Genomic DNA, 16,765 nt, shown 5'->3' on the forward strand with positions numbered 1-16,765 from the left:
GCTAAGAACAAAGAATCGTTAGCGCTACCGTGCGCCGTCAAAGCGATTGGCGACACTCACAAGCTAACCCTAAGGCGTTAACGCCTCACGAGTAAACTGCCCACAATCACACTCAGGACAGTCGGGGATCACCCCAGGAAATTCAATGCGCATCTCATGGCCACAGGCGGTGCAGACTAACGTCCCTTGCCCGATAATTTCACCACTTTGATACAGACCATTATGTTTAAAATCTTGCGTGACCTCATGCCACTCCACTTGGCTACGATCAGTGATTTCACTTAACCAATGCCATAACGTATTTTCAACCGCGATAACTGTGGGGCTATGGCTTAAGTCGGAGGCATTTTTCTCTTGCAAGTAATCTGCGATATCACGTTTTAAAAATTGTTCGACTAAAGCTAACTCTTCCGTTTTAGCTTGTTGCTTGAGAGCCAAAAAGTCCTTACTGTTAGTGACAACCTTATATAACTCCTTTACTGTCATAGAGTTATCATCAGCAAAATCCAATTTAACCTGCGAGATCAGGGCCTGATAAAGCGATAGTAATTCGGCACTTCTTTGACTCATGTTCAATACTCCTTAATGCGAACCTTTTTAATGACTCACTTCTAGTTTATTCTATGCAGATCTCACTCGCGCGCAACGTGCGCAAGATCAAATAATAGGCGACATGGCCGGGAATCATCAATGCAAGAGCAATATCTACCTTCAGAGATTGAAGCTAAGGTGCAGCAGCACTGGCAAGACACAAAAACATTTGAAGTAACCGAGGATGAAAGCAAGGAGAAGTTTTACTGCCTCTCGATGTTTCCATACCCTTCTGGCCGACTCCATATGGGCCATGTTCGCAACTACACCATAGGCGATGTAGTTGCGCGTTACCAGCGTCTTCAGGGCAAAAATGTCCTACAACCTATCGGTTGGGACTCGTTTGGCCTGCCTGCTGAAAATGCGGCAATCAATAACAAGACGGCGCCAGCCCCTTGGACTTACGAAAATATCGACTACATGAAAAACCAGCTAAAAATGCTGGGATTTGGCTACGACTGGAGCCGTGAAATCGCCACCTGTACCCCAGAGTACTACCGCTGGGAACAATGGTTCTTCACCAAGTTATACGAAAAAGGCCTAGTCTATAAAAAAACCTCAGCGGTTAACTGGTGCCCCAACGATGAAACCGTACTCGCCAATGAGCAAGTACAGGACGGCTGCTGTTGGCGCTGTGACACCGAAGTGGTGCAAAAAGAGATCCCTCAGTGGTTTATTAAAATCACCGATTACGCCGAAGAGCTACTCAACGACATCGACCAACTCGATGAATGGCCTGAGCAAGTTAAGACCATGCAGCGCAACTGGATTGGTCGCAGTGAAGGCATAGAGATGACCTTCCAAGTGGCTGATAGCGAACAGAGTTTCGATATCTATACCACGCGTCCCGATACAGTAATGGGGGTGACTTATGTGGCGATTGCCGCCGGTCACCCACTCGCTGAGCAAGCCGCGGCCAACAACCCCGCACTTAAAGACTTTATCGAGGAGTGTAAAAATGCCGACACCACCGAGGCCGCTATGGCTGCGATGGAGAAAAAAGGCGTCGATACTGGTCTTAAAGCGATTCATCCACTCACGGGTAAATTAGTGCCTATATGGGCGGCTAACTTTGTGTTGATGAACTACGGTACTGGCGCGGTGATGTCGGTTCCAGGTCATGACCAACGCGACTATGAATTTGCCACTAAATATGGCCTGCCAATCGAGGGCGTGATTAAGCCAGTCGATGGTGAGCTTGATATTAGTAAAGAAGCTTATACCGAAAAAGGTATTGTGTTTAACTCTGGCGACGCGTTCCCAGAGCTAGATGGCCTAGACTTCCAAGCAGCATTCGATGCCATCGATGCCAAACTATCGAGCGAAGGTAAAGGTAAACGCCAAGTTAACTTCCGTCTACGCGACTGGGGAGTATCTCGTCAGCGTTACTGGGGCGCGCCAATTCCTATGGTCACGCTCGCCGATGGCACTGTAATGCCAACGCCAGAAGATCAACTGCCGGTCATCTTGCCAGAAGATGTGGTAATGGATGGTATTCAAAGCCCAATCAAGGCGGACAAAGAGTGGGCCAAGACTCAAATTAATGGCCAAGAAGCATTCAAAGAGACAGACACCTTTGACACCTTTATGGAGTCATCTTGGTACTATGCTCGTTACTGCAGCCCACACGCAGACCAGATGTTAGATCCTGCGAAAGCCAACTATTGGTTGCCTGTGGATCAATATATCGGTGGTATTGAGCACGCATGTATGCACCTGCTTTACTTCCGCTTTTTCCACAAATTGCTGCGTGATATGGACCTAGTCAACAGTAATGAGCCAGCCAAACGCCTATTGACTCAAGGAATGGTGTTGGCCGATGCTTTCTACTACAACGACGAGAAAGGCGCCCGTGTTTGGATTTCACCAAGTGATGCCACCGTCACCGAAACGGACGACAAAGGCCGTATCGTTAAAGCGATAGACAGCCAAGGCCATGAACTGGTTTATACCGGCATGAGCAAGATGTCTAAATCTAAAAATAACGGTATTGACCCACAAGAGATGGTCGATAAATACGGCGCCGATACCGTACGCTTGTTTATGATGTTCGCTGCGCCACCAGAGCTAACTCTGGAATGGCAAGAGTCGAGTGTTGAAGGCGCGCATCGCTTTATCAAGCGTTTATGGAAACTGGCACACGACCATGTCTCTCAAGGGGCGACCACGAGCTTAGATCTCACTGCGCTCAATCCAGCACAGAAAGAGCTGCGCCGCGAGCTGCACAAGACCATTGCTAAAGTGGGTGATGATATTGAGCGCCGTCAGATGTTTAACACCGCCATCGCCTCGGTGATGGAGTTGATGAATCGTCTGCAAAAAGCCCCAGCAGAGAGCGAGCAAGACCGCGCCTTAATGCAAGAAGCACTTTGCGCTGTGGTACGTCTACTGTACCCAATCATTCCGCACACGTGTTTCAGCCTATGGCAAGCTTTAGGGCACGAACAAGCGATCGAAGAGGTGCTGTGGCCTGAAGTCGATCAAGCGGCGCTAGTGGAAGATAGTAAACTTATCATAGTGCAAGTTAACGGCAAGCTACGTGCTAAAATCACTGTCGCGGCCGATGCCGATAAAGACGCAGTTGAAGCTTTGGGTATGGCGCAAGAAGGCGTGATTAAACACACCGAAGGCAAAACCATACGTAAAGTGATTTATGTCCCTGGTAAGCTGCTCAATATCGTAGCAAGCTAACTGTCGCAAGCCCGGCACCTGAATAACCTTTGTGATTCAGGTGCTGCAATGCTCAGCCTATGTTGTTAGGCTGAGCATCATTACTTTAGGAAGAACAGACTCACTTATGTTTATTAAACGCCTGTGTTTCGCCCTGTTAACCCTGACCCTTTTGGCCACCAGCGGTTGCGGCTTTAAACTGCAGCGCAGTTACTCTATTCCCGATGCGCTCAAATCACTGCATCTTAGCAGTCAAGATCAATACAGCGAACTCACCCGCTTGGTACGTGAACGCTTACGTCTTAACAGCATCAATGTGGTTGACGCGAACGCGACCTTACCCACGCTGAGCATCCTTAATGATTCACTCGACAGAACCACACTCTCCTTATATCCCACAGGGAATGTCGCCGAGTATGAGCTCAACTACCTAGTCTCATTTGCGGTGCAACTGCCTGAACGTGATGCACAGCGTTTTGAAGTGGCAATTCATCGCGACTACCTCGATGACCCGCGCACCGCACTGGCTAAAAGCCGTGAAATGGAGCTACTGGTTAAAGAGATGCGCATCCAAGCCGCAGACCAAATTATTCAAATTTTGGCTTCAATCGAGACTAATTGATGCGGATTTATCCAGATCAATTAGCCAAACAGCTCACGCCATTAGCCCAATGCTATTTAGTCTTTGGCGATGATCCTTGGCTGTGCGAAACCAGTAAATCCTTAATCTACGCTCAAGCCAAACGCGACGGTTTCGAAGAGCGAATTCAACTCACCCAAGAAACAGGGTTTAATTGGCCAGACTTGCTCGAAGAGTGGAATACCATGAGCCTGTTTGCGAGCCGCCGTATTATTGAGTTGTCTTTACCCCAAGCCAAGCCTGGCAGTGATGGCAGTGCACAGTTGCAAGCGTTAATGCAACACGATAACCCCGATATCTTATTGCTGCTAACCGGCCCCAAATTAGCCAGCGAACAGACTAAATCTAAGTGGTTTAAAAGTCTCGACGCCAAAGGCGTTTATATTCCGTGCACCACGCCTGAAGGCGCGCAATTTCAGCGCTGGCTGCAAGGCAGAATAGCTCACTTCAAGTTACGGCTGACCCAAGATGCACAGCAGATGCTGTTTAACCTGTATGAGGGTAACTTGCTCGCCGCCGATCAAGCGTTGCAACTGCTGCTGTTGCTCAACCCTAACGATCTGATCGACAGCCAACAACTTGAACAATACTTTGAAGATCAATCTCGCTTTACCGTTTTCCAGTTAGCCGATGTGCTGCTTAATAATCAGCAAGATAAAGCGCAGCATATGTTGTCGCAACTGCAGGCCGAAGGCGTAGCCATGCCCATTTTATTGTGGAGCCAATTTAAAGAGCTGACCACGCTATTACAGCTAAAGCAAGCGCAAGAGCTGGGCGGCAATGTCAGTAGCTTATGGAGCAAACTGCGTATTTGGGATAAACGTAAAACGTTATACCAAGCGGCGCTGTCGCGTTTAAGCCTAACGCAAATCGAAGCCATGCTGGCGTTTGCATCCAAAACCGAGCTGAGACTCAAACAACAAGGCGTCGAAGATTGGACCGCCTTGAGCCATCTATGCCTGTTATACGATCCTAACGCTCACAAGCACTTGAGCCATATCGAACTAGCATAAAATGAATATCGGCTTGTTAGGCGGCACTTTTGACCCGATCCACTATGGTCACATCACACCGTTACTTGAGGTGCAGCAGGCACTTGGGTTAGACCAAGTGTGGCTAATGCCAAATAACATTCCGCCGCACAAGCCTCAGCCTATGTGCAGCAGTGCACATAGGCTGCAAATGGCGCGTTTAGTCTGCCAGCAATACCCACAAATGCAGGTATGTGATATCGAAATTAAACGTAGCAGCCCGTCATATTCTGTGGTCACGCTTGAACGTTTACGTGCGGCGCACCCGAATGATCAACTGTTATTTATTATGGGCATGGACTCATTTATCAACCTCTCTAGCTGGCATCAATGGCAGCAATTGTTCGAGCTGTGCCATTTGGTGGTATGCCAACGACCAGGCTGGCAGTTAGCAAACGCCTCCCACATGCAGCAGTTACTTGAACAGCGTCGCGGCGATAAAACCAGCCTAGCCATCGCCACAGAGCGGGGGCAATATGGCGGGCTTATTCTGCCAGTGGCCATTACAGAGCAACCTTACTCATCGACGCAAATAAGAAAGCAACTAGCTAACAACACCTTGCCCGCTGACGCCATGCCCAAAGTCGTTCGCGACTATATTACCGAGCACCAACTGTACCGTTGATCGCGATACAAGCGTTGCTATCGGCGCTCTAATTTGCTAAAAATCCCCTGCCGATGCTGCCTATAGGCGATTACTTTGGCAAGATAACCTGTTATACTGCCCCGCTGTCAAAAATGAATGAGGAAAACCGCGTGCAAAGCGCCGAGCTAAAACAATTTGTCATCGACAAAGTCGAAGATTTAAAAGCAAGAGATATCACAGTATTAGATGTGAGTGAGCAATCAAATATCACCGATTTTATGGTGGTGTGCTCAGGAACATCTAAGACTCACGTTAAAGCGATTGCTGAAAACGTGGTACTAGAAGCTAAACGTGCCAACCTGCACATCAATGGTGTTGAAGGTCGTGATAGCAGCGAATGGGTTCTCGTCGACCTAGGCGATGTTATTGTGCATGTAATGCAAGACAAGACCCGTGATTTTTACCAGCTTGAAAAGCTGTGGTCTGAAAAGCCAGAGTAATGAAGTTACAGCTAGTTGCCGTAGGCACCCGTATGCCCAGTTGGGTTACCACTGGATTTGAAGAGTATCAGCGCCGTTTTCCACGGGATATGCCTTTCGAATTAACTGAGATCCCAGCGGGTAAACGTGGAAAAAATGCCGATATAGCTCGAATTCTTCATAAAGAAGGCGAGCTGATGCTAGCGGCGATACCTAAAAGTAATCATATCGTTAGCCTCGATCTCCCCGGCAAAAACTGGACAACACCTGAACTGGCTACCCAGCTTAGCCGTTGGCAACATGATGGACGCGACGTCAGCTTACTGATTGGTGGCCCAGAGGGACTTGCTCCCGCCTGCAAGCAAGCGGCAACACAAAGCTGGTGTCTTTCGGCACTGACATTACCTCACCCCTTAGTTAGGGTATTGGTGGCCGAGAGCCTTTATCGCGCTTGGAGCGTTAACAATAACCATCCCTATCATCGAGAATAACCCTTACGCTCCTATGCCCGTAGGACACCACAGGATAGGCTAATGATTGCGAACACCAACTTACTGCTGGAGAGTATAATTGGCGCCACGTAAACGGATGGCGATGCATAACCATGCCGCCGAAGCCTCACTGTTCAAGCGAAGAGCGATTTTTACTTTCATATGTGTCGTGGTGTTATTGTGCATCCTGTTCACCAATCTCTATCAGTTGCAGATCCTCTCTTACACCGATTATGAAACCCGCTCCAATGACAATCGCATTCGAGTGGTTCCCGTTGCACCGAGCCGCGGCCTGATTTATGACCGCCATGGACAACTACTGGCAGAAAATCAACCCTTCTTCTCGCTTGAGCTGATCCCCGAAAAAGTCACTGACGTAGCTTCGACCCTCGATGCGCTTAACGAGGTGATTGAGATCAGTAACGATGAAAGAGAAAATCTCCTCGAAGCCTTGAAATATCATCGCCGCTTCAAGCCTATTACGGTTAAAAATCGCCTGACAGAAGAGCAAGTCGCCGCCTTTAGTGTTAACCAACATCAATTTCCCGGGTTTTCTATCGATGCAGGCCTTAAACGTCATTACCCTTACAACGGTTTAATGACCCATGTACTTGGCTATGTCGGCCGAATTAACAACCGCGATCAAGCAGCCCTTCAAAGCGCTGGCTTATGGAAAAATTACGCCGCCACCAATGATATTGGTAAGCAAGGCATCGAAAAGTTTTACGAAAATTTATTGCATGGCACCCCAGGTCACTTAGAGGAAGAGGTCAATAACCGTGGTCGCACCATTAGGACCCTCAAGTCAGTCGCACCGATACCTGGCCAAGATATCCATCTCACCTTAGATCTGCAGCTGCAAAAAAAGGCCATGGAGCTATTAGACGGTAGGCGCGGCTCAATTGTCGCTATCGATCCCCGCGATGGCGGAATATTAGCCATGGTTTCTAGCCCAACTTACGATCCGAACCAATTTGTACACGGCATTAGCTCTAAAGCCTATGGCGAGCTGCTTAACTCGCGCTCACGCCCCTTAATTAATCGATCGACTCAAGGGCAATATGCACCGGCCTCAACGGTAAAACCCCATATGGCGCTATTAGGCTTAGAAGATAAAGTCGTCACCGCGAAAACCCGCGTCTGGGATCCGGGTTTTTGGCAGATCCCCAATGTCGATCATAAGTATCGCGATTGGAAACGCTGGGGCCATGGTTGGGTTGATGTTAATGGTGCACTAGTACACTCCTGCGATACCTACTTCTATGATTTAGCTTATAAGACTGGCATCGATAAGATGAGCCACTTTATGCTGCAATTTGGCTTTGGTGAACGTACTGGAGTGGATATTTTCGAAGAATCTGCCGGCATCATGCCCTCTCGAGAATGGAAGCGCGCTAAGTACAACCAGCCTTGGTATATAGGTGACACCATTTCAGTGGGAATTGGCCAAGGGTATTGGACTACCACCCCGCTACAGCTTGCTAATTCAACGGTTATCTTAGCCAATAATGGCCAGCGATTTGTGCCTCACCTGCTTAAATCGGTAGAAAACGACACCACCAAGGTCGATACCTTGATCGATAAAATGCCCCCGCTGGAGCTGAAAGACCCTCGTAATTGGGAGATCATCAACTCCGCCATGAAAGACTCGGCGCATAAATCGCGCTTTGTCAACGCCGGATACACCGCCGCGATGAAAACGGGTACGGCACAAGTATTTACCGTGGCAGAAGATGAAAAGTATGATGCCGATACCATTGATGAGCACCTACGCGATAATGCGCTTGTCATTGCGTATGCGCCCTATGAGTCCCCCAAAATTGTATTAGCCGTGGTACTCGAAAATGCTGGGTGGGGTGGTGCTAACGCAGGTCCCGTCGCACGCGCCTTACTCGATGAATATATTCTCAGAGATGAGTCTCCCACCGTCACCGTTGGAGCGCCGAACAATGACCGCCCATAGCTATCGCCCTAACATCTGGCAGCGTTTACACATAGACCTGCCCCTACTGCTGGGGATCTTGGCACTGATGTGCTTTGGCCTATTTGTTATCTATTCTGCTGGCGGTGAAGATATTGCCCTAATGGAACGTCAGTTAGTGCGTATCGGCTTATCGCTGGCCATCATGCTATTTGTGGCACAGATCAACCCTGAAGTCTTCAGGCGCTGGGCATTCCCCATCTATATTGCCGGGATTGTGCTGTTGCTCGGGGTGCATTTTTTTGGCGAGATAAACAAGGGGGCTCGGCGTTGGTTAAACTTGGGCTTTATGGAGTTTCAACCCTCAGAGCTTATTAAGCTGGCCTTTCCCATCACGATGGCCTGGTATATCAGTAAGTTTCCTCTACCACCAAAGAAACGCTACCTAGCGGGTGCGGGGGTGTTACTGCTGGTTCCAACGTTGTTGATTGCCAAGCAACCTGATTTGGGCACTTCGATTTTGGTCGCCGCTTCGGGGATATTTGTACTGTTTTTGTCGGGCATGAGCTGGGCGATTGTCGGCAGTTTTGTCGGCGGCGTACTCGCCATGTTACCTGTGCTGTGGTTTTTCTTAATGCATGACTACCAGCGCACACGAGTATTAACCTTACTCGATCCTGAAAAGGATCCCCTTGGCGCGGGCTACCATATTATTCAGTCGAAAATTGCTATCGGCTCAGGAGGTTTATTGGGCAAGGGCTGGTTAGATGGAACTCAGTCACAATTGGAATTCTTACCCGAGCGTCATACCGACTTTATCTTCGCCGTCATTGGTGAAGAGTTTGGTTTGATCGGAAGCCTATTTTTATTGGCGCTTTATTTATACGTAATTGGTCGCGGCTTAGTCATTGCCACGCGGGCACAAACCAGTTTTGCCCGTTTACTCGCTGGCAGTATTACTTTAACCTTCTTTGTGTATATTTTTGTCAACATAGGCATGGTGTCGGGTATTTTACCTGTGGTTGGTGTGCCATTGCCCCTAATCAGTTATGGAGGCACCTCGATGCTGACACTGATGGCTGGCTTTGGTATCTTAATGAGCATTCATACCCATAGACGTTTTGTCGACCGATAACGGAGCACCAGAGTGAAGCTAAGATCGACCCTCATTGTCATTATGGCCGCCCTCACACTGAGCCTGACCTCGCCAACGACCCAAGCTGCAACTGTAGTCGCTGCCGATGGTGATATTAGCCCCGCCAAGCAAGCTTTTATTCAAGCACAACTCGATGCAGGCTTTACCGCATCAGAGGTAGAGCAGTTTCTTGCCAAGGCTAATTATAATCAAAAAGTCATCGATGCAATCACCACCCCCTGGGAAGCCAAACCTTGGCATCTTTATCAACCCATTTTTCTTACCGAGCAACGCCTAGCTAAAGGTATCGAGTTTTGGCAACGTTATGCCGATACTATAACTAAGGCCGCCAATGAGTTTCAGGTCGAACCGGAGATCATTGTAGCCATTATTGGTATCGAAACCTTTTATGGTGGTTATTTGGGAAATTACCCTGTCATCGATGCGCTATATACCCTAGGGTTTCACTATACTCCTAGAGCCAAGTTCTTTAGCAAGGAGCTCGCTAATCTGCAGATGCTCGCTAAAGAGGAGCAACTTGATATCAGCAACTTAAAAGGCTCTTATGCGGGCGCGATGGGTTTTGGGCAATTTATCCCTTCGAGTTATCGCCATTACGCCGTAGACTTTGATAATGATGGCCAGCGTGACTTAATAGGAAATCCTATCGATGCTATTGGCAGCGTTGCTAACTACTTTCATCAACATCGCTGGCAAAAAGGCGAGCCAATAGCCTTGCCCTTAACCAATCATACGCTACCCGAGCATTTAAAGGTGTGGCAAGGTGAAAAGTTACATTACCAGGTGGCCGATATACTCTCGCCTCAGATTTCACTGGCCCAAAATACCGACTTAGATATCAACCAGCCAGCGATGATCGTTGAGCTGGTTCAAGCTCAGCAAACCGATTATTGGTTAGGATTGCACAACTTTTATGTGATCACTCGCTACAACCGCAGCCCCTTATACGCCATGGCCGTTTATCAATTCAGCCAACAACTGAAAGACTCATATGTTAAATAGTTACCGCTTTAATCATAAGAAACACTGTCTGTATCACGCCAGCTTAATGGTATGTATTTTATTACTTGGCGCATGCTCATCAAACAGCGATCGCCGCTATAAAATGAGTGACGATACGGCGCCTACACACACACCAGATGTCACCAAGGTTGAAGACGCGCATCCTAGATTTGAACCCTACAGCCGTGGCGGAAACAGTAAAAGTTACACTGTTCGCGGTAAGACCTATAGCGTACTCGATACGGGTAAAGGCTACCAGAAGACCGGAGTTGCGTCATGGTATGGCGCCAAGTTTCATGGTCACCTTACCTCGAATGGTGAAACCTATGATATGTATTCAATGTCGGCGGCCCACAAAACCCTGCCTTTACCCAGTTACGCTAGAATCACGAACCTAACCAACAACAAGAGTGTGATCGTGCGCGTGAACGACCGAGGCCCGTTTCATGATGAGCGCTTGATTGATTTGTCTTACGCCGCCGCCCATCGACTCGATATGCTCAAAACCGGGACGGCCAAAGTCAAGGTTGAGGTCATTTATATTGAGAACCCAGAATCGGCTGCCCTTGCCGAACTCAAAAGTACCGACTTGCATTATGTGCAAGTGGTGGCATCATCAGATAAGCGCCGCATCGATAAGCTATCTGGCCAATTAGCTAGCCAGTACCAAGTAAAAACCCGTATTCAGCAAACGGGAGACTTATATAAGCTTCAATTGGGTCCCATTGGTCGGCAGCAAATTGCTGCCGAATTACATCAAACCCTGCGGCAAAATGGTTTTCCGCAAAGCTACTTAGTCGTAGAGTAGATGAATAATTGACTCAATTTAATGAAGATTAATGAACCTTCACTCAATTACAGAGTCGACTAATGATATACTCGGCCTGATAGCTGCTTTCTTTTCGCATTCAACCAAAAGACGTGCCTTTTTAATATGAAATTGATAAATCAATACGCTAAATCACTGCTCCTTCTAAGCTCACTCTCCTTTACCGCTGTCAGCGCCGCGCCAGTGGTTACGCCAGACGCACCAAAGGTCGCAGCTAAAGCTTATATTTTGATGGATTACCATTCGGGGCAGATTATTGCTGAAGAAAATGCCTATGAAAGCTTAAACCCAGCTAGTTTGACTAAAATGTTGACCAGTTATGTTATCGGTCATGAGATCAAAGTGGGCAATATCGCGCCTACCGATCAGGTTACTATTAGCAAAAAAGCCTGGTCAAAGAACTTCCCTGATTCATCCAAGATGTTTATCGAAGTCGGTAAGCAAGTGACTGTGGAGGACCTTAATCGCGGTATCGTCATTCAATCGGGTAACGATGCTTGTGTCGCGATGGCGGAGCATATTGCTGGTACTGAAGATGGTTTTGTTAACATGATGAACTCATGGGCACAGCAGCTTGGCATGACCGACAGCTATTTTGAAAATTCACATGGGCTTGACTCGGAAAATCATAAAACCACCGCTTATGATATGGCGATCCTTGGTGCGGCATTAATCCGAGATGTACCAGAGGAGTATCGAGTCTACGCTGAAAAATCCTTTACCTTTAATGGCATTAAGCAATACAACCGTAACGGTTTATTGTGGGATAAAAGCTTAAATGTCGATGGCATCAAAACTGGCCACACGTCAGGCGCTGGTTATAACCTCGTCACCTCAGCGACTAAAGATGGCATGCGTCTTATTTCTGTAGTCATGGGCACGGCAAGCGAGTCAGCGCGTAAGGCTGAAAGCAAAAAACTACTCAATTATGGTTTCCGCTTCTTTGAAACCATCACTCCGTATCAAGCCGGTGACAGTTTTGTTACTCAAAAAATTTGGTACGGCGACCGAGAAACTGTTGATCTGGGCGTCACCACAGACACCCCTATCACCATTTACCGTGGCCAGGCGCAAAACCTTCAAGCTAACTTTGAACTGAATAAAGAACTTACCGCGCCACTCGCCAAAGGTGAAGTTGTCGGACGCCTCTATTTCCAGCTTGATGGTAAAGATGTAGCCCAGTTCCCACTCGTTACCTTACAAGAAGTCAATGAAGGTAGCTGGTTCAGTAAGTTAATGGATTACTTCAAGCAGATGTTTGCCAGCTGGTTCAGCTAATTTAACCACGCAAGACTAAGGTCACCTCTGGGTGGCCTTTTTGTTTTACCTTACAGGGGTTGAATTAGGTATAATGCGCCCCATTTAATACCTCATCTATTTCGGCAAGAGATTAAAACCAATGTTAGACACTAAGTTTCACGAGCTCATGGAGTTCCCTGCAGCATTTCCGTTTAAAGTTGTTGGTGATGCAAGAGGCACACTGGCCGATGATGTCGTTGCCGTTGTGCAGCGCCATGTACCAGGTGACTATATTCCGACCACTAGAGCGTCGAGCAAGGGCACTTATAACTCCATCACCATCAAAGTGACGGTCGACAGCAAAGAACAAATTGAGACGCTGTACGTTGAGTTAGCCGCGATTGACGGTGTTAAACGCGTGCTCTAATCCAGTGCCATACAAGAAGAGGTGTGATCTATATTACATTTCTTAATTTCGCGCGTATAATAAGCGCACAAAATGCTAAGGGGAGAGGTTGCCCTTGAAGGATAAAGTTTTACACATTCGTCATCTTGGTTGTCAAGATTACGAATCGGTATGGCATGCCATGCAGCATTATACCGATACTCGCGATGAGCACAGCCAAGATGAACTTTGGATAGTAGAGCACCCAGCCGTTTTTACCCAAGGTCAAGCAGGTAAGAGTGAACATATACTTAATCCAGGTGACATCCCCGTTATTCAAGTCGATAGAGGTGGCCAAGTCACCTATCATGGACCTGGACAACTGGTAGCGTACCCTTTACTGGATATCAAGCGTCTCAAAATTGGGGTGCGCCAGCTGGTGACCGATATAGAGCAAAGCATCGTCAACATGCTAGCCATGTATGATATCCAGGCGTATCCCAAAGCCGATGCGCCGGGTGTCTATGTCGATGAGCGCAAAATTGCCTCTCTCGGGTTACGTATCCGCAAAGGATGCTCGTTTCATGGCCTTGCACTTAATGTCGATATGGATATGTCCCCATTTCAACGCATCAACCCCTGTGGGTATGCCGGTTTAGAGATGGCGCAATGCAAACCGTTAAACGGACCTCAAACCGTCATAGAAGCAGGCGAAAAACTTATCCAAACCTTTAGCCAAACACTGGGCTATCATCATTTAGAACATCATCAAGGGTTAGCAAAGTCATATGAATAGGCCTGAAAGACTACAACCGGGAGTTAAGTTACGTGACGCCGATAAGGTCTCACGCATTCCAGTTAAGATCGTGCCTTCAGAGCGCGAAACAATGTTACGTAAACCCGATTGGTTAAGGGTAAAATTACCTGCTTCTAATCAGCGTATTATCGACATCAAGCAAGCACTGCGTAAAAACGGTTTGCACTCTGTCTGTGAAGAAGCATCTTGCCCGAACTTAGCAGAATGCTTTAACCATGGCACTGCGACCTTCATGATTTTGGGGGCTATTTGTACTCGCCGCTGTCCGTTTTGTGACGTAGCCCATGGCCGACCACTAAAGCCTGATGCCGAAGAGCCCGTCAAGCTTGCACAAACAATTCGCGATATGAAGCTTAAATATGTGGTGATCACCTCTGTCGATCGTGACGATCTTAGAGACGGTGGAGCACAACATTTTGCCGACTGCATTCGTGAAATTCGGATATTAAATCCAGAGATCAAAATTGAGATTCTCGTGCCTGACTTCAGAGGCCGTATTGATGCCGCACTGGACATCTTAGCCACAGAGCCGCCTGATGTGTTTAACCACAACTTAGAAACGGCGCCGAAGCACTATCGTAAGGCCCGTCCTGGCGCCAACTATCAATGGTCACTGGATCTGCTGAAGAAATTTAAAGAGCGTCATCCATCAATTCCCACGAAGTCTGGATTGATGATGGGACTTGGTGAAACCAACGAAGAGATCGCTGAAGTATTGCAAGATCTGCGCGCTCATAACGTCGAAATGCTCACACTAGGCCAATATCTTCAACCTTCTAAGTTTCACCTGCCGGTAGAACGTTATGTTCCGCCTGCGGAGTTTGACGAGCTAAGAGAATTTGCCGAAAAGATAGGCTTTACCCATGCAGCATGTGGCCCAATGGTTCGCTCTAGCTACCATGCCGATCTGCAAGCGCAAGGCAAAGAAGTTAAATAAGCGCTTCTTTTAACCGCAACAAGTTTTAATCTAAAAATAGCGCCGCAAGGCGCTATTTTTTTATCACAATATTTGTTGCAGGTAAGCCTATAATAATCGCTCCATCAACACCGCATCTTCCTTGCCTAGCTCATGTTGATAATAGTTAACCCGTAAACCAGTACTAACAAAACCCGCCCTTTCATACAAACGGATCACCGCAGTACTCGATGCCCTAACCTCTAACATTATCCGCTCTGCACCACCAGAGGCCGCTAAATCGACTACAGCATCTAATAACACTCTACCAAGTCCTTTGCCTTGATTTTCTGGTGACACGCAAATATCCATCAATGTGACGTCCTCAAATAACAAGTGCAAAATGGCAAATCCTACGAGGTCGCCATCAATCTCAAGACCAATGACATGATAGAAACGCCCAAAGCAACTCTCAAGCGTTGCTATAGACATAGGAAATGGGTGACAACGTTGCTCTATTTCAGCAACCTTGCCCGCATCAGCCAGCGATAAAGCCCTTAACTTATAATGCATGCTGTTGCTCGCATATCGATTGCCAAAGCGCCCGCTTAGCCTGAACGTCACGCTCAAGCTCATTCAAAGGGGCGGAGCTGATTACAGAGTTCACTTTAGGCAGCTTTAACTTACGCATATCCCAAAGAATATTATGTTGTAATTTAGTGGTTAGTTGAACTTGAGCGGATTCTACATCAACAAGCCTAAGCACAATTTGGATGATCGGATGACTGAGATCGAGTTGCCCACTATAATCAAGCAGAATAACAGCCCTAGGCAATACATTATTAGCATCGGTCCAACGGGTTACCCCCATCGCGTCCAAATAATCGTCTCTATTCAAGTTCACTCCAATCAATCCAAATACGACACAAGAATACCAGTTACACAGTTAGAATGTCACTGGAGTAACTAAAGCAAGTCGTTAAACACGAGGAAGATGGCAAACACTTTGACAGGTATTAACACAGTAAACGTATCGATCGACATCCACATTTAATAAAAGCAGAAAAGCAAAAAGCCGTTCATTTCTGAACGGCTTCTTTAATTTGGCAGGGGTGGCAGGACTCGAACCCGCAACCATCGGTTTTGGAGACCGCTGTTCTACCAATTGGAACTACACCCCTGTTGACGTGGGGCATTATGCAAAAACAGCCTCCAAAGGTAAAGTACTTTTTCAAGCTAAATCACCTGACTGCCTCTTTTTCATGCAAGACAACCTATATCATCGATATTATGTACGTTTTATCCTAAGTTAATCGCCATTAGTTCACTAGATGACTTTTCCCTTCCATGAAACACAACGAGGCAAAGCATCTGAATCTAGCGGTAAATGTGGACTTAAAAAGGCTCAACAAACCAAGATCAATAAGATTCCTTCATAAACCTTTATTGGAACACTGAATTAGTGACCTTGTAATTGAGCATCTATTATCGACTTCTATAGCTAATCTTGTGCAGCCCAGATGGTAACCAATCTTAAGCGGTTATTATCCAGTTTTAAGCTGCTCTTGATAAATACAGGAACTCCATACTACAAGCGCCAAGAATAGCGGGAGTGCTATAGAATGTAGGAGACAGCGTAATGCATCTAAGAGTTACTGAGGAGACATTAACGACCTCAACATAGGTATTACACCTTACGCCGTTCACAGGCTTTATACCCCCCATGTTCGAATGATAATGTTAAAAGCGAATCCCTGCACTGCATGCTAGCAATTATTCGCCTCTCTTTCTAAAATGCTTTTTTTGAAGATATTTAGGTATCTGGAAATGGTCAGCTACGCTAAAACGTCATGCTAACCGATATATAGATGTAGGGGGCTATAGTAAATGCCTGGAGAAAACTTCTGCCATAAACACATCGCTACCACGATATTCGCCCTACTCTCATTTTAAAGCATCATATTGGCTCATCTTGAGCGAAAAAGTAGTACGTGGACGTGTAGGCCTCAGCTTCTTTATCACTAAGCTGAGGC

Annotated in this window: 17 protein-coding genes and 1 tRNA gene; 14 read left to right on the forward strand and 4 right to left on the reverse strand. The window is 47.1% G+C overall.

Translation table 11 applies throughout. The annotated features are described in order from the left end of the window. Window positions 1-69: 69 nt before the first annotated feature. On the reverse strand, window positions 70-570 hold the full coding sequence (locus tag DN599_RS12110; protein ID WP_110457832.1) for a zinc ribbon-containing protein: 501 nt from the start codon (window positions 568-570) through the stop codon (window positions 70-72). Between the two features lie 120 nt (window positions 571-690). Here DN599_RS12110 and leuS point away from each other — a divergent pair, with 120 nt between their 5' ends. The 14 genes from leuS (at window position 691) to lipA (ending at window position 14,774) form a co-directional block, all read left to right on the forward strand. Next, on the forward strand, window positions 691-3,282 hold the full coding sequence (gene leuS / locus DN599_RS12115) for a leucine--tRNA ligase (protein ID WP_110457833.1): 2,592 nt from the start codon (window positions 691-693) through the stop codon (window positions 3,280-3,282). A gap of 106 nt (window positions 3,283-3,388) precedes the next feature. After that, complete coding sequence (locus DN599_RS12120) at window positions 3,389-3,883, forward strand: LPS-assembly lipoprotein LptE (RefSeq protein WP_110457834.1); 495 nt, start codon at window positions 3,389-3,391, stop codon at window positions 3,881-3,883. Beyond that, complete coding sequence (gene holA, locus DN599_RS12125) at window positions 3,883-4,914, forward strand: DNA polymerase III subunit delta (RefSeq protein WP_110457835.1); 1,032 nt, start codon at window positions 3,883-3,885, stop codon at window positions 4,912-4,914. Before DN599_RS12120 ends, holA begins: the two co-directional genes overlap by 1 nt. 1 nt (window position 4,915) lies before the next feature. After that, on the forward strand, window positions 4,916-5,557 hold the full coding sequence (gene nadD, locus DN599_RS12130; protein ID WP_110457836.1) for a nicotinate-nucleotide adenylyltransferase: 642 nt from the start codon (window positions 4,916-4,918) through the stop codon (window positions 5,555-5,557). Between the two features lie 131 nt (window positions 5,558-5,688). Next, window positions 5,689-6,018, forward strand: coding sequence for a ribosome silencing factor (gene rsfS / locus DN599_RS12135; protein WP_110457874.1), 330 nt, complete (start codon window positions 5,689-5,691; stop codon window positions 6,016-6,018). Next, window positions 6,018-6,488, forward strand: a complete 471-nt coding sequence (rlmH, locus tag DN599_RS12140) for a 23S rRNA (pseudouridine(1915)-N(3))-methyltransferase RlmH (protein WP_110457837.1) — start codon at window positions 6,018-6,020, stop codon at window positions 6,486-6,488. The genes rsfS and rlmH overlap by 1 nt, the downstream gene beginning before the upstream one ends. A 79-nt stretch (window positions 6,489-6,567) precedes the next feature. Further along, complete coding sequence (mrdA, locus tag DN599_RS12145) at window positions 6,568-8,451, forward strand: penicillin-binding protein 2 (RefSeq protein ID WP_110457838.1); 1,884 nt, start codon at window positions 6,568-6,570, stop codon at window positions 8,449-8,451. Further along, window positions 8,438-9,544 (forward strand): rod shape-determining protein RodA, encoded by a 1,107-nt coding sequence (rodA, locus tag DN599_RS12150; RefSeq protein WP_110457839.1) that lies wholly within the window; start codon window positions 8,438-8,440, stop codon window positions 9,542-9,544. Before mrdA ends, rodA begins: the two co-directional genes overlap by 14 nt. A 42-nt stretch (window positions 9,545-9,586) precedes the next feature. Further along, the gene (gene mltB / locus DN599_RS12155) at window positions 9,587-10,567 is read left to right on the forward strand and encodes a lytic murein transglycosylase B (RefSeq protein ID WP_110457875.1); all 981 of its coding nucleotides are present in this window, start codon (window positions 9,587-9,589) and stop codon (window positions 10,565-10,567) included. After that, on the forward strand, window positions 10,557-11,375 hold the full coding sequence (locus DN599_RS12160; protein ID WP_204165127.1) for a septal ring lytic transglycosylase RlpA family protein: 819 nt from the start codon (window positions 10,557-10,559) through the stop codon (window positions 11,373-11,375). Before mltB ends, DN599_RS12160 begins: the two co-directional genes overlap by 11 nt. 126 nt (window positions 11,376-11,501) lie before the next feature. Further along, complete coding sequence (locus DN599_RS12165; protein WP_110457841.1) at window positions 11,502-12,674, forward strand: serine hydrolase; 1,173 nt, start codon at window positions 11,502-11,504, stop codon at window positions 12,672-12,674. Between the two features lie 121 nt (window positions 12,675-12,795). Next, window positions 12,796-13,062: a DUF493 family protein YbeD gene (gene ybeD, locus DN599_RS12170; RefSeq protein ID WP_110457842.1), complete on the forward strand. Its 267-nt coding sequence runs from the start codon at window positions 12,796-12,798 to the stop codon at window positions 13,060-13,062. A 94-nt stretch (window positions 13,063-13,156) separates the two neighbouring features. Then, window positions 13,157-13,816: a lipoyl(octanoyl) transferase LipB gene (lipB, locus tag DN599_RS12175; protein ID WP_110457876.1), complete on the forward strand. Its 660-nt coding sequence runs from the start codon at window positions 13,157-13,159 to the stop codon at window positions 13,814-13,816. Continuing rightward, window positions 13,809-14,774: a lipoyl synthase gene (gene lipA / locus DN599_RS12180; RefSeq protein WP_110457843.1), complete on the forward strand. Its 966-nt coding sequence runs from the start codon at window positions 13,809-13,811 to the stop codon at window positions 14,772-14,774. Before lipB ends, lipA begins: the two co-directional genes overlap by 8 nt. 87 nt (window positions 14,775-14,861) lie before the next feature. Here lipA and rimI read toward each other — a convergent pair whose 3' ends face one another. The 3 genes from rimI to DN599_RS12195 all read right to left on the reverse strand — a co-directional run bounded on the left by rimI (window position 14,862) and on the right by DN599_RS12195 (window position 15,913). Next, window positions 14,862-15,305, reverse strand: coding sequence for a ribosomal protein S18-alanine N-acetyltransferase (gene rimI, locus DN599_RS12185; RefSeq protein ID WP_110457844.1), 444 nt, complete (start codon window positions 15,303-15,305; stop codon window positions 14,862-14,864). Continuing rightward, window positions 15,295-15,636 (reverse strand): DNA polymerase III subunit psi, encoded by a 342-nt coding sequence (locus DN599_RS12190; RefSeq protein ID WP_162599202.1) that lies wholly within the window; start codon window positions 15,634-15,636, stop codon window positions 15,295-15,297. The genes rimI and DN599_RS12190 overlap by 11 nt, the downstream gene beginning before the upstream one ends. Before the next feature lie 200 nt (window positions 15,637-15,836). Further along, window positions 15,837-15,913 (reverse strand) — tRNA-Trp (locus tag DN599_RS12195). Between the last annotated feature and the right edge of the window lie 852 nt (window positions 15,914-16,765).

The organism is Shewanella algidipiscicola, from assembly GCF_900380485.1.
Taxonomy (GTDB): domain Bacteria; phylum Pseudomonadota; class Gammaproteobacteria; order Enterobacterales; family Shewanellaceae; genus Shewanella; species Shewanella algidipiscicola.